The organism is Chryseobacterium barbadense, assembly GCF_042849955.1.
Taxonomy (GTDB): Bacteria; Bacteroidota; Bacteroidia; order Flavobacteriales; family Weeksellaceae; genus Chryseobacterium.
Genome location: NZ_BAAFHL010000013.1, coordinates 36,475 through 57,443 on the forward strand (window position 1 = coordinate 36,475; position 20,969 = coordinate 57,443).

Consider the following 20,969-nt stretch of genomic DNA (forward strand, 5'->3'; position numbering starts at 1 on the left):
AATTCCAAAAATTTACCTTCATTAAATATCATTACAGAAAGTTATGCTGAATTAAAAAATATAATTTCATCCGGTTACAAGGATAATTTAAGAATTTCATCTCCGGAACCTACTTTACCTGGCTTATATAGACTTGTAGAATTCGGGACCTATGCGAATTTAACACCCGCAGTAGATGAAAATGGTAATCCAACCGATATTATAGCTGAAGATGGGAAAATAAATGAAGCGTTTTTCGATGGCTCAGTTTGGAGAAATTCAAAAATTGCAATTCCTCAAGCTGAAAATAAAATCGAAACATGGGTTCCTGGAAATTATTCAGCAGGTAGACAGCTAATAAATCCGGAAGACGATACAATATATGAAGCAAACTCATCCGTTACTTCATCAGATATTCCCGGTATTTCGGCAAAGTGGACTAAAAAAGTTGGCGGATTTACTGAAGAAACATTTAATAATCAAGCAGAAAAGTATAAAACTTTTTCTCTTGAATCAAAGGATGTTTCGGGAATTAATTTCACACAAAATATTACACCTGGACAGGGGTCTTCTATTTATATAAAACAGATCACAGATGCTAAAACAATTGCAAAAGTTAGAGTAAAAGCGGCTAGCGATGGTGTCGGCAATTTCACTTTAAAAAGATCAGGTGTCAAAACTGAGTTTGCTTCTAATATTCCTTTAGTCACTGGATGGAATGATTTTGAAGTTGATTTGGATATTTTACCAACAGACTTCATAGGCTTTAACACTGCCACATCTACAGCTAGTTTATATTTCCAAGATGGTACAGGAGGTCAGTATGTTGTGGATAACGGCACCGTTTTCGATGGTGATTTGGCAATAGAACTTTACTCTGAAGGTGAACAAGTTAATACTTTCGAGCAAATCGTTAAAGCTGATCTTTCAGGCAATTCGGGTGAGACTCTTGGAACAAACGCCTTTAATGCCATAAATTCTTTATCAAAGCCTAAATTAAGAGAAGTGGATTACGGCGTTGTTTCAGCCTTTAATCTACCGGATGAGACAGACTTACTGGGAAATAATAAAATCACTGTAACCAACTCGGCTATTTCCGGGAATTTTGCTTATAGTGATTATGCTTATTCTTTTGGATTTACCTGTAGTTTTACCCAAACTTACACCAATGAAACGATTGCTACGTTAAATATTGGCTCTGAAACGATTGTCATTTATGCAGGTGGGACTATGGCGGCTAATGTTAATGGAACGGTAAATGCCCTTCCAAGTTTTAGTTATGTAAATAAAACAGTAAAATTTGTTGTTGTTGCCGATGCTTATTTTTTAAGTGTCTACGTAGACGGCCAAAAATTTGGTTTCCTTAATAAAAATAAAAAGGCTACACAGTTCAATTTTGTGTTGAATAAATTGAATGGAAAATCATTTGGAAATATTGCTTTCTGGAACAGAGATATATCTTTTGAGCGAGTTACTCAGTGGAATTTAGATCAGAACCCTTTCAATCTTAAAGGTATTAAGGATAAATTGTTTCCGGCAAAAGGTTACCAGATAAGTAACCATTTACTGGAAGGTAACCCATATTTTAAAATTCCGGCGGAACAAACAATAAAGTATTTTAAAGGAAAATATTTTTTATACTATACCGTAGCAAGGTCGACGCCATCAGTTTTTATTGAATCCGGAATTGCGGTTGCTATTTCAGGACGTCCAGATGGCGGGTTCAAACAGTATACCAATGACGCGATCATAGGAGGTTTAAGAAACAAAGCCGGAGTTACACGTGCAATGGGATCTTGCTTTGTTGAAAAGGATGGATTCATGTATTGCTTTGCAGCTATGGATTACACTGCCCCAAGTGCCGGAGGTAAAATCTTTAAAAGTACTGATGGTTATTCCGATTTTACTTATGTAGGTGATTTTATTCCAGGTGGTTCAATTCCAGAACTGGCAAACATATCTATTTTCCCAGATAAAAAAGGAAATTATTATTATGGTATTGTAGAAGGCAAAGTAAATGGAGTTTGGATATCCTATTTGGTACGATCACTAAGTTTTGAAAGTGGTTGGGAAATGGTCCAAGTTCTTAATTCTTTAGAAATTACCTCAGGTGTAATGTATGGTGGACCGGAACTATTAAGATCATCAAATGACGATCGTTGGATGTGTTTTTACCATGCGGCTCACGAAGCCCCGCAACCAGGTGACGATGTTACGAAAGTAGCTCCGACATCATTGTTTTATGCTGAATGCTTTGATACGGGGGCGCCTATCAATTGGGTTAACAAAAAGAAAGTTTTAGACATTAACGATGAGTTAGCCTTTTACAATGCGTTCAATTGCGATCAGGTGGCGACTCCTCAAATTTATGAAGAGAAGGGAAAGACATATTTGTCTTATGTTTTAGCTCAAAATATCAGACCGGGGGCACCGGCCGATGAAGAACAGTTGTTTTGCCAAATCAGGGTAGCTCAGTTTGATGGAACCAAAGAAGAATTGGTTGGAATTGTCCCTTTTGAATACGATACAAACCCTGTTTTAAATCTTGGCAACAAATTTAATTTGTCAAATGTGACTGAACGTGTTTTACAATATCCGGACACATTTACAAAGATTGTAGCTTCCGGAACATCCATTACAAATGGAGTTGGCTCTGATGGAGGATCAGGTATTACCGAAGCAAATACATGGAGGGCAAAAATTCAAGCAACTCTTACAAGTTTTACCGGACGAACGATTACGGTTGTGAATGGTGGCGTGTCGGGTCAAAACACGACTGGAATGAAAAACAATTTGCCCGCATTGTTATCCGGGGTAACAGGACAGGTTGTAATTCTGGAAGGAGCCATAAACGATGCTCAGACAGCGGGCGTAGGACTTCCGGTTTCCACCACAATATCCAATCTGAGTTCTATGATCGAAATGGTGATTAATTCAGGAAATTATCCTGTATTATCCACACCAATGCCTTTAGATTTTTCTATTACGGCTGTATCTAATGCCTACACAGTGCAAAAAAGAGACAATCTTGTACTCGCAGTCCACATGCTGGCGAAACGATATAAAACAAGACTAATAGACTTTGATAAAGCAGCAGAAAACAACGTGAGCTTTTTGGTTGATGGAATCCATCCGAATATCAACGGATACGCCTTCATGGCAGATATAATAACTCCAGAATTAGTATAACGGTTAAATATAATTTATGATTTTAGAATTTTTAAAAGAAGATTACCAGGCTATTATCCTGAAATTATATGTTATAGGGATTCTTTGGAGTTCTGTAATTATTGCAATGATAATAGATTTTTATTTTGGTATCCGAAAGGCTAAACAGATAGGTGAAGCCAGAAGATCTGAAGGTTATCGAAGATCAGTCGAAAAATTTAACCATTATTTCGGAATGCTCTTATATGCTTTCATTTTCGATGCGATAGTTCCAATATCTTATTTTTTTGAATTTCCATTTTCCGCAATACCGTTTGTTTCCCTCCTAGCAACAGTAATTCTCGTTTTTACGGAAGCTAAATCCGTTCAAGAAAAAGCTGAAGATAAACAAAGAAGAAAAGTACAGGCTTCTTTTATTCAAGTTATGGAGATGCTTCAAAAAAGAGAAGATATTTTACAAGAATTAATGACAAAGGTAAAAAAATCCGAAAATGAAAATAGCGATAATAATAATGACGGTTCTCCTATTGATGGGGTGTAAAACTAAAAATGTTTCCAAAACTTCTGAGGTCACGAATGAAATTTTAAAAACTCAAATAAAAAAAGACAGTATTAAAAATGAATCGAAAACCCAGCAGAAGAATATTGAGAAGGAAAATTTTCATGTTGAGAGAACGAAAGAAAGTCAAACAGAAATTGAAATTAAGGGCAAAGCAGAAGTTGATAAGCCACTTGAAATCTACAACATTGAAAACGGCGATACTTTGCAAGCTATTAAAGTTTCCGGAAAAGCAGAAGTTCAGATCCGATCCAAAAACTTAAAATCGGATCTGATTAAAAAGGAAAATTCTTCTGAATCTTTAATTGAAAAACTGAACGAATTTTCAGAAGCCATTGTCAATGAAAATAATGTAAAAGAAAGGGTTCAAAGAGTTAAGAAAAAATCCAGGGAAGCAGTAACCCGAACCGGAACATTTTGGAGCTTTGGACTTATAGGGGGACTTGCTGCTTTTGCTTTACTATTGATTACCCTATTTATTTACTTTAAAAAATACAGAAAGAAATGAAATTTGTTGAACCAATAAATCAAGATAATGAATTAATGACCGGATATTATATGTTCGATTGTCCAGGATGTAAATGTAGTCATTACGTTAATACGAATGATAAATGGGGAAACGTAGTTTGGGATTTTAATGGCAACCTTGATAAACCAACAGTAAGACCATCAATATTAGTCCATCCTAATCATAAAAATGGCAGGTGTCATTCATTCATTACTGATGGGAAAATACAATATCTCATTGATTGTGACCATGAATTGGCAGGAGAAACGGTTGAACTTCCATAAATTTAAAAATTTGATTATGATTAATAGAAAAAAATTCTTTGACGGGTATAAAAATAGTCTTGATTCTAATAAAAAATTGGATCAGACCGAAGTAGATGCTATTACAGTTTTCTTGGATTTTGTTGATGCTACATGGAAAACATTTACGATTCCACAGTGGGCTTATGTTTTCGCTACAACTTTACATGAAACGGATGCAACATTTTTGCCCATAAAAGAGGCTTATTGGTTATCTGAAGAGTGGCGAAGAAAAAACCTTAGGTATTTCCCTTATTACGGCCGTGGCTATGTTCAAATCACTTGGAAAGAGAATTATAAAAAATTCTCAGAAGACATTGGTGAAGATTTTGTAGAGAATCCGGATCTGGTAATGATTCCTAAATATGCCTTCAAAATTTTAGTTGATGGATTTAAAAATGGAGCTTTTACCGGGAAAAAAATCTCTCATTATATCAATAATAATGTAAAAGACTACAAAGGAGCCAGGCGTTGCATCAATGGGACCGATAAAAAGGATCTCATTGCGAGTTATGCAGAAACTTTTGAGCGAATATTAACAAATTAAAAAATGAGATGTTTTTTATCTGTCCCGGACGAGTTCCGGGATTTTTTATTGAATCAAATTGCGGTTTCTCTATGCCAAGAAAACAAATCCAGGTTATAATTCCTATAGCAATTGTTTCTCGGTCCTTACATTGAAACAACATACAACCTTTTATAAAATCTTTCACAAAATCTTTCATATATTTTCTTTTTAAAATTAAAAATACAGTAATAAAAGTTTTCTAGATTACTGATTTCCGTAATGTTATATTTAAACATCTATATAATTTTCGAGTATGAAAAATATAGAGAATTTAATAATCAAATATCTTCAGGAAGGTTTTACACAACAGGAAATAGCAAATAAATTAAAGGAACAGAATATTACACCTAATAGTCTGAGCTCTGTTGAAAAAAGATTGAAACAAATCAAAGAGGACAACGAAGCAAAAACTCTTTTTCATCTTGCATGTATTTTATATAATAAAAAACTTTTAGAAATTACGGATTCCCGCAAAGGTGAATAAAAAATTATTTGTATACTTGCTTCTGATTGCAATCACCAAATTATTAACATTTTAAAATTAAATTACTATGAAAAAAATCCTTTTAGTTGCTACAATATGTGTAGCTGGACTAGCAAGCGCTAAAGATGGTGAAGTTAAAACTATCGAGAAAAAAACTGAGAAAAAAGAAGCCGTAAAAGAAATTGACTCTAAAGAAGCTGAAGCAGCAATGCAGTGTATGCAGGTTGGTATGTTAGTTTGGTGTACTGACGAAGTTGTAACAGACACTGTATGTTGGGGTGAAGGCTCCGGCACTGCCACTTACGAACAAGCTGTATCTGATTCAATTCGCAATTCACAACTATTAACAGAGTTTACTTGTGGCGCAGGAACTGGTAGTGGTCCCGGCGGAAACTAATTAAAATTTAACGAAATGCGGTTTTACATATTCTTTTTTTTATTAGTAAGCGGTATTATTTACGCTCAATCAGAACAGCTTAATTCCGAGTATGAGGTAATTTACAAGGTTAAAATGTACCCTGATACAACGTCTAAAAACAATGTAATGGAGGAAAACGTATCTTTACTAATAAAAGGCGATAAATCTTTGTTCAAAAGCACAAAAAAAGCAATCCGAGATTCGATAGCAATGGCAGTTGGGAAAAAAAGTTTTGAAAATCCTGTAGATGGTAAAGTCATATTGGATATGCGAACTGTTCCCGGTGTTAACTTTAAATCGGAAGTTTTTTCTGAAGGTGGAAGACAAATTATTTATAAAGAACTATTGAAAAACCGCTTTTCTTATCCATTAGAAGATCCTATCGAATGGAAAATTGAAAGTGATACTAAAACAGTGGCTACATATTTATGTAAAAAAGCTATTGGAAAATATAAAGGAAGGAATTACATTGCTTGGTTTACGGAAACTGTTCCCATTCCTAACGGTCCCTACGTTTTTAAAGGCTTACCGGGTTTGGTATTGGAAGTTTACGATACCAATGACTATATAAGCTTTTCTATGGTAAGTTTTAAAAAAGTTGCAAAACCATTAATTCTCATGAAAGATGCAGCTTCAACTAAATATGAAATCTATCACAAGGCAAGACAAAATTTTATAGATAATCCTTCGGTAACCTTTATGAATCAAACAGGACTTTCTGTACGACCTTCAGATGTTTCAAGAATTAACAGTAATGTCAAAAGATTTAATAATTACATAGATTAATTTATTGTAATTCATGGTTATTAGTAAAAAAAACACCTGGTCCGTCCAGGTGTTTTTGCTTTATAAAACTGAAACCTATATAAACACAAACTTTTTAGAATCCATCTTGAAGTTTTTTAAACTCCTTTTCAGCAAATTCCTCTATTTCTTTTATTATTTTCTTTCCGAGCTTATTATCGAATGCTCCCCAGGAATTAACCTCAGAGAACATCAGTGGGTTAACATTGTCTACTCTAAATAGCACATAAGACAAGTTAATATTATAGAGTATATAATATTTTTCCTCATTGATTTCGTAAAAGAATCGAATCTTTGGTTTCATGAAATTGAAATTTTCTTTAAATACTCTTTGTTTCTGTCATCCTTTCCAACGGTGTATTTTTTTGTTGTTTCAGGCGATAAGTGACTAGCCATCCCCTGCGCTAAATTAATCGGAATTATTGGCGTTTCTGGCTTATTCTGAAGCTGATCTAGTTTATCAAGGAATAAATGTTTCCAAGAATAAAAATCTTCAGTGACTATTATACGTTCTTTTGTGATAGGATCTATAATATCCTCAGCACGTTTTATATTATTTCTCCATCTTCTTTGAATTTGCTTTGAACTTATTGGAGTTTTTCCCGGTTTTAAACCTTTTGAAAATAAATAATCATCTTCACTTTCACACTCTAAAAGTATTTGTCTCCAATATGGTATTGCAGCCGGAATTATAACCTTGGTTACCCATTCATATCCCTTTCTTTTTTTAATTAGCACATGATACTCCTGATTATTTATATCAACATATTTTTTTTGTACTCTAAAAAGCTCTGTGGATCTAGCTGCTGAATACCTAAAAATATTTGTGTATCGATAAAAAGTTGGATATCTATCATGAAGATACTGTAAAACAATATGTACTTTTCTTTCATCAAGCAATTCTCGCACTTCCGGAACCTCAATTTTTTTCTTCAAAGATGTTATTGGATTATATTCTACACATCCATATTGTAAAAGCTCATCGAATAAAGTTTTTAGACAGCTTCTTTGTTTGTTATAAACAGATTCCGTTGTAAAAATACTTTCCAAAATATTTTTAAGATGTAAGGTCTTTGTTTCTATTATTCTAAGATTTTCATATTCAAGTTTTGGTATCACTTGTTCTATAAGATTTAAAACTTGTCTTGAAAAGGAGATGTAATCATCAGAAAAGATTATTTTATTTCGGACCCTCCAAAGAGCCTCCATAAATTTCAGATCCGGATTCAATTCACTCTTATATTCATTCATGAATTTTTTAGTGATTGGATTGTAATTTAATACATCGAGCTTATGCTCCATTTCCTCTTTGTAAACCTCAGCGTATACTTTTAGTTCGCGTAGGTTTTCTTTTGTGAATTTTTTCCTGTATTGAAATCCGTCAGGATATCTTTCTTTAAAATTTGGATCATAAAATCTGCATTCTACAAACCATTCATTTCTAAACTTCGATTTTGAAGTAAAATTCATGCAATCCTTTGGAGAAAAGTATACTCCGGTTCTCTTGCATCCGTTCGTGAGTTTTACTAACTCAGTGTTTCGTTTTCTCATTTTGGTAGATTTAATGTTGACGTTAATGTTGACATCAAACAAAATCTACCTTTGTTAAAGCTGAATAAAATCAGAGAAAAACCCAATGTAGGAAAGGTTTTTCACTTAGAGCCAACTACGGGACTTGAACCCGTGACCTCTTCCTTACCAAGGAAGCACTCTACCGCTGAGCTAAGTCGGCGTCAAACAAAAAAATCACACTAAGCTGCGTGATTTCTGTTGAGCGGAAGACGGGGGTCGAACCCGCGACATTCAGCTTGGAAGGCTGACGCTCTACCAACTGAGCTACTTCCGCAATTTTGTTTCCAAAATTATTGGTAACGCTGTGCAAACTTATAAAAAACCTTTTAAATCTGCAAGTTTTCTTTTGTAATATAAATGTGGGGAGAGCAGGATTCGAACCTACGAAGCCGAAGCAACTGAGTTACAGTCAGTCCCATTTAGCCACTCTGGAATCTCCCCTCATGTTATATTAAAAATGAGCCTCCAGAGGGATTCGAACCCACGACCCCGAGATTACAAATCACGTGCTCTGGCCAACTGAGCTATGGAGGCAATTTTAAAGGACTGAAAGCACTCAGGGAAACTCTACCCTACGCTGTATCAGGTGTAAAAAAAAATCACGCCTATTGGGTGATTTATTGAGCGGAAGACGGGGGTCGAACCCGCGACATTCAGCTTGGAAGGCTGACGCTCTACCAACTGAGCTACTTCCGCAATTTTGTTTCCAAAACTATTGGTAACGCTGTGCAAACTTAAAGAAAAGCTTTTAAATCTGCAAGTTTATTTTCAATATAAAATGTGGGGAGAGCAGGATTCGAACCTACGAAGCCGAAGCAACTGAGTTACAGTCAGTCCCATTTAGCCACTCTGGAATCTCCCCTCATGTTTATATTAAAATGAGCCTCCAGAGGGATTCGAACCCACGACCCCGAGATTACAAATCACGTGCTCTGGCCAACTGAGCTATGGAGGCATTTAAAAAAAGAATTCAAAAGATCACTGTTCCTTTTTGCGAGTGCAAATATAGAACGGATTTTTTGAATTCTCAAATTTTTTAATAACTTTTTTCTAACTTTTTTCCTAAGCCATTTCTTTTTTCTTGATTAATAGCTTTTTAGCAGTATCAACACAAAGGTCTAAACTTTCTTCAAAAGTTGTGGTTGTTTTCTTTACGACGATGTCGTCTCCCGGAACCGCCAAAATGATCTCGGCAGTTTTATTTGCTTTATCTGTATTATTTTCCACTTTCAAGAAGATTTTACATTCCTGAATTTTGTCATAAAAGGTCTCAAGTTTGTTTACTTTTTTGTCAATGTGAGATTCTAATGGTTCGTGAGGAGTTAAACCAATTGATTGTACTGTGATCTTCATAATTCTTCTTTTTTTGAGGCTCTTGGATGAGCCTGATTAAACACTTTTTTCAATTGTTCGATGTTAGCATTCGTATAGACTTGAGTACTGGCAAGACTGGAATGCCCTAATATTTTCTTTACTTTTGAGATCTCAGCCCCGTTGTCCAAAACGTGTGTCGCAAAGCTGTGTCTCAGAATATGGGGACTTCTTTTTTGTTTAGAAGTTATAAGACTAAGGTACTTATTAACTACCACATAAACAAATTTTTCGGTGAGTTTTTTACCCTTCTTATTCACAAAAAAACAGGATTGGTATTCATGTTGAGGATTTCTTATTTTCATATAATCCGTTAACAAGTTGGCCAGATCTCCGGAGATCGGAATAAATCTTTCCTTATTTCCTTTTCCTATAACTTTCAGTTCTTTTCCCGTTATGTTTACATTCTCAAATATCAGACCACAAAGTTCGGCCTTCCGCATCCCTGTCTGATACAGCACTTCCATAATACATTTTTCCAAGATGTCATGCATTTCTTCAAAAACATGGTCATTAAGTTTCTGCATTTCATCTTCAGACATGGGAATCTGCTTTTCCGGATAAAATTTCAGGGAAGAGATGCTTTCCGTTGGAGAAACACTGATTTCTCCTATCTTCAGGAGGAAAAGATAGAAACTGCGAAGTGAAGAAAGCTTTCTATTGATGCTTCTTTTGGAAATGCCATTTTCACTGAGTTCTACAATGAAATTCCTTATCACTTTTTTATCTGCCCTGGAAATATCTTCAGAAGATTCTGTTTTAAGATAGAAATATGAGAAATCTTCAAGGTCTTTTTTGTAGCTTGTAATGGTATGAGGAGAATACCTCTTCTCGAACTGTAAATATTCTAAAAATTTATCTAACATATATTTAGAGTATAAACAAAAAATTCACTTCTCAAATATAAGAATTTAAGAAGTGAATTTAGTATGTGTTTAAGAAAATATCTTAAGCCTGCTCTTCTTTGCTAAGTGCTCTTTGTTTGTGAGCAGCTTTCAATCTAGCTTGTCTTAAAGTTACAGAAGGCTTAATAAACTGTTGTCTAGCTCTTAATTGACGAACTGTTCCAGTTTTATCAAATTTTCTTTTATATTTTTTTAACGCTCTATCGATGGATTCTCCATCTTTTACAGGAATTATTAACATATTTTACATCTCATTTTGGATTGCAAAAGTATACATTTTTTATTAATCTGCAAAATTCACATCTGTTTATTTTTATAAAATCATATCTTTTTCCTGTTCAAAAATTATAAAAAATTCAAAAATCCACCAATCATTCAATCATATTACAATCAATTAATTAGCTTTCATAACAAATATTTAGTTAGATTTGCAAAAAACTAAAAATCAAACAAATGAAAACATCTTTTCTCCATTTCGATAGGTACTTCCGGCTAAAAGACCTGTGTTTTTCATTGTAGTTCTGTACTTTCATAAGCTTTAATAAAAACGATAACCGGATATGATAAAAAAACTATTATTTTCTTTATTATCCATTTTTTATGTTTCACTTTCTGCACAGGAGGACTGTATTTCAGCTATTACCGTATGTGGAAATTCCAATATCAATTATACTCCTGCAGGAATTGGCAATACCTATGAAAGCCTAGGAGGCTGTTTATCTTCCGGTGAACACCATTCCGTATGGTACAAATTTACAATTGCTACCAGCGGCACTCTTACCTTCAACCTTATCCCTACAGGTCCTGTTGATTATGACTGGGCAATTTACGGACCCAATGTGACATGTTCAAATCGAGGCTTCCCTATCAGATGCAATGCGTCAGGAGATCTTGGCAGCACAGGAATGAATATGACCAATACCAATACAACTTCCGCAGGCGGGCCTACATCACCTTACTGTAAGTATATGGATGTCATTGCCGGACAAACCTATTATTTATATATAGACAACTGGTCCAGCACTGTTTATACTTTCAATTTAACCTGGGGAGGAACAGCTACATTTGTATCTCCTTTTTCGAATACTACCATTGCACCGAATCCCTTTATTCCGCCCGGAGTTGCAGGACCCACTCCTAATTCGCCAAGAGAAATATCAATCTGTGACAGCAATACTCCTTATAACTTTACTACTTTATCTCCCGGAATATTAAACGGAAATACAAATTTCACAGTCACTTATTTCAATAATGCCAACGATGCTGCTACGGGGAGCAACCCCATTACAGGTCCTACCATTGTAACTCCCGGATCTACCTATTATTATAATATCAATTATAATGATCCGAATAATCCGGGCAGCAGTCTTAATTCCTGTAAACAGACCGGCTCATTTATTTTTAAAATTAATGCCTTAACAGCATCCATCACTGCTTCAACAACTACATTATGTCCTGGTGGAAGCATTACTTTAACATCAAACTATGCGACAGGCAATACCTGGTCAACAGGAGCCACCACTCCATCCATTATTGTAACTGCACCGGGAACCTATACCCTTATAAGCACTAATGGAAATTGCACAAGCCCGCAAGCTTCAGTAACCATTACTGCGGATACGGACCCGAATGTACAAATTACAGGTAATCTTTTATTATGTGATACTCCAACACAGTTAACTGCCACTTCTATTGGCACAGGAAATATTTACACATGGTCTACGGGAACTACAGGAAACACTATTTCAGTTTCCACCTCGGGAACTTATACGGTAACTGTCAAAACTCCAGCAAATTGTACCTATCAAAAATCTGTGACCGTTACACAAGGTGTTGTTCCTGTAGTACAAAACGCAAGTTTAAGTTTATGTTCGGATACCTCAACCGCCACTTTTGATCTTACATCAGCACAAAACAGCCTCAGCATTACTTCAGGAGTAACTTTCGATTATTATCTCAATCTGGCAGATGCTATTGCCGGAAATGCCAATACTATTGCTACCCCAACAGCCTACGTTTCCGGAAACACTATTATTTATGTCCGGGTAAAATCAACGACATGTTCCAAGATTGCAAACCTCCAATTAACCGTAAATCAAAAACCTGTCCCTGTAATTACCGCTTCCGCCAATGTTATCTGCAATAACGGAAACATAACTCTGACTTCGAATTTTGCAACGGGAAATACCTGGTCCACCGGACAGACTACTCAAAGTATTACTGTAAATTCTGCCGGAACGTATACTTTAACCAATAATAACGGATTGTGCACAAGTGATCCGGTTTCAGTTACCATTGCCAATACCCCTAATCCCAATGTGCAAATCTCAGGAAATTTAACATTCTGCGGGGGATCTTCAACCACATTAACAGCTACAGCAACGGGTACCGGAAATACGTTTTCCTGGTCTAATGGAGCTACAGGAGCTACAAACACGATAACAGCAGCCGGAACTTATACGGTGACCGTAACAACTCCTTTAGGATGTCAGTATCAAAGCTCGGTTACTGTAACGATGGATCCTATCATTACTGTAAATATTGCCACTCCTGCTGAGATCACCTGTACCAATACCCAGGTTACTCTCAACGCTTCGGGATCTGTATATCCACCCGGATCCACTTTCTTGTGGACTGCTTCCGGAGGAGGAAATATTGTTTCGGGAGCCAATACTTTAACACCGGTAGTTAATAACGGAGGTACTTATACCCTTACCATCACGAGCTCATTAGGCTGTACCAAACAAAGCTCCGTAACTGTAGTTAAAAATATCACTCCTCCAACGATCACCCTAAGTGCTTCTTCTATTAATATCTGTAAAGGAGATTCTGTTGTCCTTACAGCATCGGGAGCTGCCACTTATACATGGACAAGCCTACCTGGTAGCGGAAATACCCAAACCGTTTCTCCTGCTGCGACCACAACATATACTGTAACCGGAACAGGTGCCAATGGCTGCCCTGCTTCAGCCAGTGCTTCAATTACTATTAACGTAGTTCCTGAAATAACAGCATCATTACCGAACGTAGAAATATGTCCGGGAGATAAGGCCACCCTGAATGCCGGCGCAGGCCCTAATTATTCTTACAGCTGGAGTACGGGAGCAACAACACAGACAATTACTACCTCTGTACCAGGGACATATACCGTAACCATCAACAATGGTTCTTGTTCAAAAATTCTTACTGCCATAGTTTCTTATATTAAGACTCCTGAAATAACGAGCATCACTTATCAGGATCATACCTTAACAATTAACGTAAAAAATATTGCCAACGAACCTTTGGAATATTCCATTGATGGTGGTGTTACATGGCAGTCGTCTCATATTTTTACCAATGTGCTTAAAAACACACCGTATTCTATTAGGGTAAGAAAAAGAGGAGTTTTGTGTGATACGCACACGGAATATTATACTTTTTTAATGACCAATACGATCACACCTAACAGTGACGGTATCAATGACGTTATTGATTTCGGAGTGATCAGCAAATTCGGAAACTTTAAAGGAAACATCTTTGATAAATATGGCAAGGTAGTTTTCCAGGTGAACTCAAAAAATCCGATCTGGGATGGAAAGTATATTGGCAGACCTTTACCTACGGATACCTATTGGTATAGTTTATCCTGGATGGATGAAATTAGCAAAAGACCGATTGAATTATCCGGTTGGATATTACTTAAGAATAGGGAATAAAACTTACGATAATTGATATTTAAAAAAGCTATAGATATATTAATTATATTTAAACAAAAAGCTTTATTTTTGCATTCCTTATTCATGGGGTTGACTGGTTTCGACAGCAAGGTCAATGGGTAAGTAAGCATGCAGAGAACCGTAGCGCGATCTCTATAATCCCTTGCTACAACATTTTAACTGGCAACGAAGAGTTCGCTCTTGCAGCTTAATATCGAAGTATAGTAGATCAAGCGTTTTCCCGAAGATTTTAGTAGGGAAGCAAGATATCTCACAAATGCTCTGTTCTGCGGCGTTTGGTCCTGAGATATAGGAATGCGGAAATAAGGTTTTAGATGCTTCGGCTAAAACTCGAAAATTTTAGAAGATAAGCTGGAAGTTGGGTGTCTGCTCTCTGCTTCCCGTCGAAAACCAATAGTAGAATAAGCATGTAGAAAGCTTATGTATTGCTTGTTTGGACGAGGGTTCGAATCCCTCCAACTCCACTAAAACCACTGATAACCAGTGGTTTATTTTGTTTTTAAACAACATTTAGCCAACAATTTACTTTTTTCTTCAAACTTTACAATATGTTCTCTATGCATTCACCTGACAAATAAAAATCCTCTGTAACCATTTATCAACCTACTTACAGAACATCACTATATCAAAAGAACAATAAAATCATATACACACTCAACAAACGGCTATAGATAATATCACATCAACCAGAGAGAAAAGAAAAAAGTTGAAAAATCTATTTCAAAAATACAAATCGAAGATACCCTACTATGATTTTAAAAGTCAATTTCCTTTTGATGATGAGGGGTGCGTTTTGGGTACTGACCCTGTTCTCTTAAATGCAGAGAATTTTTCAAAAATAATTTTTAACCCGTCAAGTTTTGTCGCTGCTCACATCTACATTTGGCTCATAACAATTAAAACTTAAAGTTATGATGCAAAGATCAGAGTATGTCCTGAGTAGAAATCTGGATAGTCCTTATGGAAAAAACAGTGTTTTTTTTGAAACCTTTGTAGTGCCTCCTGAAGATTTCGACAAGATTCCTGAAACCAAAGAAACAGAAGGCATAAAATACACTTTCATATTGTGTGAAAGTGGTGTTGAGGTGTTTGACAGGTATCAAAAAGATGAGGTAAATGACAAAGAATTTAAAGTATTTTATGAAGAAGATGCCCCTGAAAAAAGTAATTTTTTTGGTACTGCCTGTCGAGTAAAAATGGGGAAAGAAGCCAAAGACTTCTTTAACAGAATTTACAGTATAGACCAAAACATAAATTTTAGAGGATTGGTTTATGACTATACTGTAAATGGCTTCGACAATCTTGTAAAGGTATTAGCAAAAGAGAAAAAGATAAATGAAACTCTTTTAAAGGGGGCAATTTATTTGGAAATTGCCGAACAAAGCAAACTAAATGAAGTCTACAAAAAAGTATTCTCATTAAACAACCAGTTAGCAGACTGGATGAAAGGAGGTATAGAAACCATTGAGAAATGGAAGTTCACTGAGGAAAACTACGACTACATCAAGTATTATGTAAACCCGATGTACAATACCTATCAAAACAAAATAGGAACAGGAGGTTTTGCAAAAGAGGAGGTGAAATATAAACCGATTATTCCTGTACCTATTTCTGCCAGAGAATACAAGGCTATGCAAAATGCTTCTGAAATTGCAGCAGCAGGATTTAGTAAATTTAAAGAATTTGCAAATTATTTTGAAGAGGTTTCTTTAGCCATAGTCACAACTGTAGTTAAAGCAACCCCTAATATCACAGATGATATTTTCTTTGCTGTTGTTTTCTATTTAAAAAATTTCATTGAAGACAATATCCCCGAAAGTATTAAAAATGTCTATAACAAGCTCAAAACATTCTTTAAGAAAGTATTGGAAGTTTTTTCGGGGGTTAGTGCAATTATCGGAGAGAAAATAAATCAGGAGGTTGCTAAAATCAATGCTTTTCTTTGTGGTTTGCTAAATGGTCTCATTTCTTTGGCTCAAACAGTTATTATGCTGTTAGCAATGGTTACAGACAATATTCCTTTTTTGGAAATGGAGAAAATGAGTCCGTTAGAATTAGCTAAACATCAGGAAAAATTGGAGTTCATAGAAGATTTTGTAGATTTATTTGCTAAAAATTCTAAAGAATTTCTTTCAGGTATTAAAAGCCTGTTCAGTGAGGGGAAGATATGGAAAGAACTCTCAAAAGTAATTGATGGACTGAAAAAGAAGTTTGCTTCGATAAAAGATTATAATCAGTATTTTTGGGCGTATTTCATTGGTGCTGTTGCGTTTGAACTTATCTTAGATGCTATTATTGCATATTTTACAGGGGGAAGCTCTTTAGTAGCTGACTTGTCTGCAAAAATCAGCAGAATGGCTGCTAAAGCAGAACAATTAGGTGCGAAGGGAATACAGCTTTCTAAAAATTTAGGGGGTAAAATTGCTAATTCTGCACAAGACCTTTACAAATGGTTGGAAAAGGAGTTTTTAGAAATGCTGGAAGCTATAAAAAGTGGCAAGGTTGCTGAATGGATTAGAAAGAAAATTGATGCTATATTTGGGGGAGGAAACCAAATATATGACGAAACAGAAGAGCTTTTTAGGGATATATTTAAAAAACTTATAGTTAATAGTAAAGGTGTCCTTTCTAAAGAAGAGTTTCTTAAAATAGCTCAACAAATAGAGAAACATTTTGAAACCAAACTCCACTGGATAGATAGGGAGAGCGAAGAATTTGCAGAACTATATAAGAAATGGTATGATAATCCTATATTTGCCGTATTCCATAAAAGTACATTTAAAAATGGTAGATATGAAATAGTTTTAGAAGGACCTGCAATTTATTTTTTTAGAGGAGCAAATAAATTAGGTATTCCAGTAGAAGTAACAGCATATACCTTACAGCACGAGCTAATTCACATGAAATTATGGTATAAAATGGTTAAAAAATTCCCTGAAATGGCAGAGCTTTATAAGAAAATACCAAGATGGTTAGATGAAGCTAATGTATTAGGAGAAATTTTAAAGCAAAATGCACAAAAGATTGGCAAATGGGAAACGGCTGATATTATGAATGATTTGAATACTTTGAATGATAATTTTAGAGATTATCCCCATTGGAAAGAAAGTCTGCAAAAAGTTTTGGGTAAAGACCACTTAGATCTAAAAGATTTTGAAAACTGGAATTTAGATGAAATATTAAAAAAATTATAAATTATGAAACATACAAAAGTAGAAATAGAACAAATGATAAAAAAACTTTTAAAAGATGTTAAAAGACCGTATTTTGATCATATGCCTTTTAAGATTGACGAAGAAAAAAATGTAACACCATTGTTTTCTGAGAAAAAAATTAGAAATGCTTGGAGAGTTGTTGTATATGTGCAAGAAGACCAATTTCCTGATAAAGAAGAATATAGTGTTATTGTAATTATAATTAATGATGATAATGGTGAAATTGTAAGTTATGCTGATATGTCTTGCGGAAGACCACTTCCACGAAAAGCTAAATTAGATGATGATGGAAATTATACATTTGCTCCTATTAAATAACAAAAAGAACAGAGAGACTGTTTAAACACGGTCTTTTTTACGTATCTTGTGCTTATGAAAAATACTGAAAAACAAATACTTGATTTATCTAAAAAATTCTAAATAATTCTGGATTTGGTTATGATGACGAAAATCAAATAAAATGTACAGAACTAAATGAGGATTATTTTTTCGGGACATAATAAGAAAGAAATCAAAATATTTGGCAGGTTTCATTTCTATGGGGAGAAGAAGATTTTGGAAAAAGCAGAGGAGCTTTTCTACCTATTTTATTGGTTCATTCCCTCAGACAACAAAAATTACTATTCTTTGTTTAAACGATGGAAAAACACTTCTTGCCAGTACTGTTATAAAATTTATGTTAGAATAGAAAATGAAACATACAAAAGAACAAATTGAACAAATTGCTAAAGATGTTTTAGAAAAGACAGATTTTGTATACTAAAGAAAAAATGATTATTCGAGAAAACGAAGATTTCTATATGAATGGGAAAAAATTGATTATTGGAACGTATCTGTATTTTTTGGAGAAGTAGACTGGGAAAAATCAGTTAGCCGGACTTATAATCAATGATGAAAATGGTCATCCTATATACTTACAACATAGTTTTAATAGTTTCATTTATTATAAGATTCATGATAATGGAGAAATCTCAACAAAAGTAAGGCAAGGTAGTAAATAACAAATCTGTGTCATTAGTGGTACTCCATTAACATTCTATTTACCCAGTTGGAGAGATAGTTGCAAAACTTCTTCTGCAATCACGCGATGATACCAATTTCCATTTAGTATAAACTCCTTTTTCTCCTCTTTTGGTTTCTTTGTTAAATAAATTACCTTCAACCATTTCATCTATTCCAGATGGTGAACTTATTAATAAAAAAACAGGGAACACTACCGGAACACTTATACAGTCCGTTGATTATATTTACAATATTAGGGGGTGGCTAACATCAATCAATAACCCTAATAATTCTTCTAGTTTTAATGGTAAACTATTTGGATTAGAACTTAAATATGAAAACCCTCTTATACTTCAAATTCCAATAAAAAATACAATGGGAATATCTCTCAAATTGACTGGGCAACTTTTAATGATGGAGTGCTAAGAAGATATACTTATTCGTATGATAAACTTGATAGAATGTCTGGTGCCATCTACTCTAAACCTAATAATACATTAATTAATACAGGTGCATATGATGAATGGGTATGGTATGATTTTAACGGAAACATTACACAATTAGAGCAATTTGGAGGTATGTTCACTCGGGCTCGTCCTATAGATATTGCAGATAATGCTTTAAGGTAAAATATTTTCCCACTTAAACATTACTCATTTTGGCAACTACATCAAATCATAGCTCAGAAACGATCCTTTTATGTTTTTATATAAGGGCTACATCATCAAAATATAACCATCTGAAAATTAAACCAATAAATTATCCTAAAACAAAATCCCCCTTCCTTTGAGACAAAAAAGACTAAAAAAATGTTTTATCGTAAAGAATTTTATATATTTGCACCATCTAACAATTAAAAAAATAATTTACTATGTCAGACATTGCATCAAGAGTAAAAGCTATCATCGCTGATAAGCTTGACGTTGAAGAAACAGAAGTAACTCCTGAAGCTAGCTTCACTAACGATTTAGGAGCTGATTCACTAGATACAGTTGAATTAATCATGGAATTTGAAAAGGAATTCAACATTCAAATCCCTGATGATCAAGCTGAAAAAATTACTACTGTAGGACACGCTATCGCTTATATCGAGGAAGTAGTAAATAAATAATATTCTTCAACAAAAAAGAAATTAAACAAAGTTTATGGAATTAAAAAGAGTAGTTGTAACCGGTTTTGGCGCAATAACACCGATTGGAAATAATGCAAAAGAATACTGGGAAAATCTTGTTAAAGGTGAGAGCGGTGCAGCTCCGATTACTCTTTTTGATGCCACAAACTTTAAAACAAAATTCGCTTGTGAAGTGAAGGGCTTTGATCCATTGCAGTACTTTGATAAAAAAGAGGCAAAGAAGATGGATCGAAATACCCAACTTGGGTTGGTAGCTGCAAAAGAAGCGGTTGCCCATTCAAGAATCATAGAAGACAATGTAGATAAAAACAGAGTCGGAGTAATCTGGGGATCAGGTATCGGAGGTTTGGAAACATTCGAAACTGAAGTATTAGGATGGGCCAATACGGACATTCCGAGATTCAACCCTTTCTTTATTCCTAAAATGATTGCGGACATCACACCGGGGCATATTTCTATAGAATATGGTTTCCATGGTCCAAATTATACTACTGTATCTGCATGTGCCTCTTCTGCTAATGCTATTATAGATTCCAAAATGCTGATCCAGTTAGGAAAAGCAGACGTAATTGTTTGCGGGGGCTCTGAAGCTGCCGTTACAGCAAGTGGTGTTGGTGGATTTAATGCAATGATGGCACTTTCTACAAGAAATGATGATCCGAAAACAGCTTCCAGACCTTTTGACAAAGACAGAGACGGATTTGTATTAGGGGAAGGTTCGGGATGTATCATTCTTGAAGAATACGAGCACGCGGTAAAACGTGGGGCTACAATCTATGCAGAATTAAAGGGTGGCGGTATGAGTGCGGATGCACATCACATGACGGCACCTCATCCTGAAGGTTTAGGAGCTTATTTAGTAATGAAGAATTGCTTGGAAGACGCAGGGTTAACTGCTGATGAAGTAGATCATATCAATATGCACGGTACATCTACTCCATTAGGAGACATTGCAGAATCTAACGCGATCTCAAGATTATTAGGCGAGCACGCTTACGACATTCAGATCAATTCTACAAAATCAATGACGGGTCACCTTTTGGGTGCTGCCGGAGTGATTGAAGCTATTGCTGCGTTAGGAACTATTATTCATGGTATTGTTCCTCCTACCATTAATCACTTTACTGATGATGAAAATATTGACAGCAGACTTAATTTCACCTTTAATGACGCTGTGAAAAAAGATGTAAAAGTAGCCATGAGTAATACTTTTGGATTTGGTGGGCATAATGCCTGCGTTCTGTTTAAGAAAATCTAAATTTA

The 20,969-nt window shown here is 35.1% G+C and carries 19 protein-coding genes, 7 tRNA genes and 1 other RNA gene; 15 read left to right on the top strand and 12 right to left on the bottom strand.

Annotated elements, in window-relative coordinates; translation table 11 throughout:
• Positions 1 to 807: 807 nt before the first annotated feature.
• The 8 genes from ACGHIN_RS07630 to ACGHIN_RS07665 all read left to right on the top strand — a co-directional run bounded on the left by ACGHIN_RS07630 (position 808) and on the right by ACGHIN_RS07665 (position 6,772).
• The gene (locus tag ACGHIN_RS07630) at positions 808 to 3,168 is read left to right on the top strand and encodes a GDSL-type esterase/lipase family protein (protein ID WP_390452276.1); all 2,361 of its coding nucleotides are present in this window, start codon (positions 808 to 810) and stop codon (positions 3,166 to 3,168) included.
• 16 nt (positions 3,169 to 3,184) lie between these two features.
• Entirely contained in the window at positions 3,185 to 3,688 is a 504-nt protein-coding gene (locus tag ACGHIN_RS07635; protein ID WP_390452278.1) for a phage holin family protein, read from the top strand.
• A complete protein-coding gene (locus tag ACGHIN_RS07640; RefSeq protein ID WP_390452279.1) occupies positions 3,639 to 4,214 on the top strand; it encodes a hypothetical protein in 576 nt (191 codons plus the stop codon). Before ACGHIN_RS07635 ends, ACGHIN_RS07640 begins: the two co-directional genes overlap by 50 nt.
• Positions 4,211 to 4,498, top strand: a complete 288-nt coding sequence (locus ACGHIN_RS07645; protein ID WP_390452280.1) for a ubiquitination-like system serine protease family protein — start codon at positions 4,211 to 4,213, stop codon at positions 4,496 to 4,498. Before ACGHIN_RS07640 ends, ACGHIN_RS07645 begins: the two co-directional genes overlap by 4 nt.
• A gap of 16 nt (positions 4,499 to 4,514) precedes the next feature.
• Positions 4,515 to 5,063 (top strand): glycoside hydrolase family 19 protein, encoded by a 549-nt coding sequence (locus ACGHIN_RS07650; protein WP_390452281.1) that lies wholly within the window; start codon positions 4,515 to 4,517, stop codon positions 5,061 to 5,063.
• 274 nt (positions 5,064 to 5,337) lie between these two features.
• The gene (locus tag ACGHIN_RS07655; protein WP_390452282.1) at positions 5,338 to 5,568 is read left to right on the top strand and encodes a hypothetical protein; all 231 of its coding nucleotides are present in this window, start codon (positions 5,338 to 5,340) and stop codon (positions 5,566 to 5,568) included.
• A 67-nt stretch (positions 5,569 to 5,635) separates the two neighbouring features.
• Positions 5,636 to 5,965, top strand: a complete 330-nt coding sequence (locus tag ACGHIN_RS07660) for a hypothetical protein (protein WP_390452284.1) — start codon at positions 5,636 to 5,638, stop codon at positions 5,963 to 5,965.
• A 15-nt stretch (positions 5,966 to 5,980) separates the two neighbouring features.
• A complete protein-coding gene (locus ACGHIN_RS07665; protein WP_390452285.1) occupies positions 5,981 to 6,772 on the top strand; it encodes a GLPGLI family protein in 792 nt (263 codons plus the stop codon).
• A 94-nt stretch (positions 6,773 to 6,866) separates the two neighbouring features.
• Here ACGHIN_RS07665 and ACGHIN_RS07670 read toward each other — a convergent pair whose 3' ends face one another.
• The 12 genes from ACGHIN_RS07670 to rpsU form a co-directional block, all read right to left on the bottom strand.
• Positions 6,867 to 7,094, bottom strand: coding sequence for a hypothetical protein (locus ACGHIN_RS07670; protein WP_390452287.1), 228 nt, complete (start codon positions 7,092 to 7,094; stop codon positions 6,867 to 6,869).
• Positions 7,091 to 8,341: a hypothetical protein gene (locus ACGHIN_RS07675; RefSeq protein WP_390452288.1), complete on the bottom strand. Its 1,251-nt coding sequence runs from the start codon at positions 8,339 to 8,341 to the stop codon at positions 7,091 to 7,093. The genes ACGHIN_RS07670 and ACGHIN_RS07675 overlap by 4 nt, the downstream gene beginning before the upstream one ends.
• Positions 8,342 to 8,450: 109 nt before the next feature.
• Positions 8,451 to 8,522: transfer RNA gene (locus ACGHIN_RS07680), tRNA-Thr, on the bottom strand.
• A gap of 41 nt (positions 8,523 to 8,563) precedes the next feature.
• A tRNA-Gly gene (locus ACGHIN_RS07685) sits at positions 8,564 to 8,636 on the bottom strand.
• A gap of 86 nt (positions 8,637 to 8,722) precedes the next feature.
• A tRNA-Tyr gene (locus ACGHIN_RS07690) sits at positions 8,723 to 8,803 on the bottom strand.
• A 19-nt stretch (positions 8,804 to 8,822) separates the two neighbouring features.
• Positions 8,823 to 8,896, bottom strand: a tRNA-Thr gene (locus tag ACGHIN_RS07695).
• Positions 8,897 to 8,985: 89 nt separating this feature from the next.
• Positions 8,986 to 9,058, bottom strand: a tRNA-Gly gene (locus ACGHIN_RS07700).
• Between the two features lie 85 nt (positions 9,059 to 9,143).
• A tRNA-Tyr gene (locus ACGHIN_RS07705) sits at positions 9,144 to 9,224 on the bottom strand.
• Positions 9,225 to 9,243: 19 nt separating this feature from the next.
• A tRNA-Thr gene (locus ACGHIN_RS07710) sits at positions 9,244 to 9,317 on the bottom strand.
• A 107-nt stretch (positions 9,318 to 9,424) separates the two neighbouring features.
• Entirely contained in the window at positions 9,425 to 9,715 is a 291-nt protein-coding gene (locus ACGHIN_RS07715) for an HPF/RaiA family ribosome-associated protein (RefSeq protein WP_390452290.1), read from the bottom strand.
• Entirely contained in the window at positions 9,712 to 10,599 is an 888-nt protein-coding gene (locus ACGHIN_RS07720) for a tyrosine-type recombinase/integrase (RefSeq protein ID WP_390452292.1), read from the bottom strand. Before ACGHIN_RS07720 ends, ACGHIN_RS07715 begins: the two co-directional genes overlap by 4 nt.
• Before the next feature lie 82 nt (positions 10,600 to 10,681).
• A complete protein-coding gene (gene rpsU, locus ACGHIN_RS07725; protein WP_007846872.1) occupies positions 10,682 to 10,879 on the bottom strand; it encodes a 30S ribosomal protein S21 in 198 nt (65 codons plus the stop codon).
• Between the two features lie 319 nt (positions 10,880 to 11,198).
• Here rpsU and ACGHIN_RS07730 point away from each other — a divergent pair, with 319 nt between their 5' ends.
• The 7 genes from ACGHIN_RS07730 to fabF all read left to right on the top strand — a co-directional run bounded on the left by ACGHIN_RS07730 (position 11,199) and on the right by fabF (position 20,964).
• Positions 11,199 to 14,336, top strand: a complete 3,138-nt coding sequence (locus tag ACGHIN_RS07730) for a T9SS type B sorting domain-containing protein (RefSeq protein WP_390452295.1) — start codon at positions 11,199 to 11,201, stop codon at positions 14,334 to 14,336.
• Between the two features lie 86 nt (positions 14,337 to 14,422).
• Positions 14,423 to 14,824, top strand: a transfer-messenger RNA (tmRNA) gene (gene ssrA / locus ACGHIN_RS07735).
• A gap of 444 nt (positions 14,825 to 15,268) precedes the next feature.
• Entirely contained in the window at positions 15,269 to 17,551 is a 2,283-nt protein-coding gene (locus ACGHIN_RS07740; RefSeq protein ID WP_390452296.1) for a phage tail family protein, read from the top strand.
• Between the two features lie 3 nt (positions 17,552 to 17,554).
• Positions 17,555 to 17,890, top strand: coding sequence for a hypothetical protein (locus ACGHIN_RS07745; RefSeq protein ID WP_390452298.1), 336 nt, complete (start codon positions 17,555 to 17,557; stop codon positions 17,888 to 17,890).
• Positions 17,891 to 19,035: 1,145 nt separating this feature from the next.
• Entirely contained in the window at positions 19,036 to 19,203 is a 168-nt protein-coding gene (locus ACGHIN_RS07750) for a hypothetical protein (RefSeq protein WP_390452299.1), read from the top strand.
• Positions 19,204 to 19,445: 242 nt separating this feature from the next.
• Positions 19,446 to 19,685 (top strand): acyl carrier protein, encoded by a 240-nt coding sequence (locus ACGHIN_RS07755; protein ID WP_002976354.1) that lies wholly within the window; start codon positions 19,446 to 19,448, stop codon positions 19,683 to 19,685.
• Positions 19,686 to 19,719: 34 nt separating this feature from the next.
• Positions 19,720 to 20,964, top strand: coding sequence for a beta-ketoacyl-ACP synthase II (gene fabF / locus ACGHIN_RS07760; protein ID WP_390452306.1), 1,245 nt, complete (start codon positions 19,720 to 19,722; stop codon positions 20,962 to 20,964).
• Positions 20,965 to 20,969 lie beyond the last annotated feature (5 nt).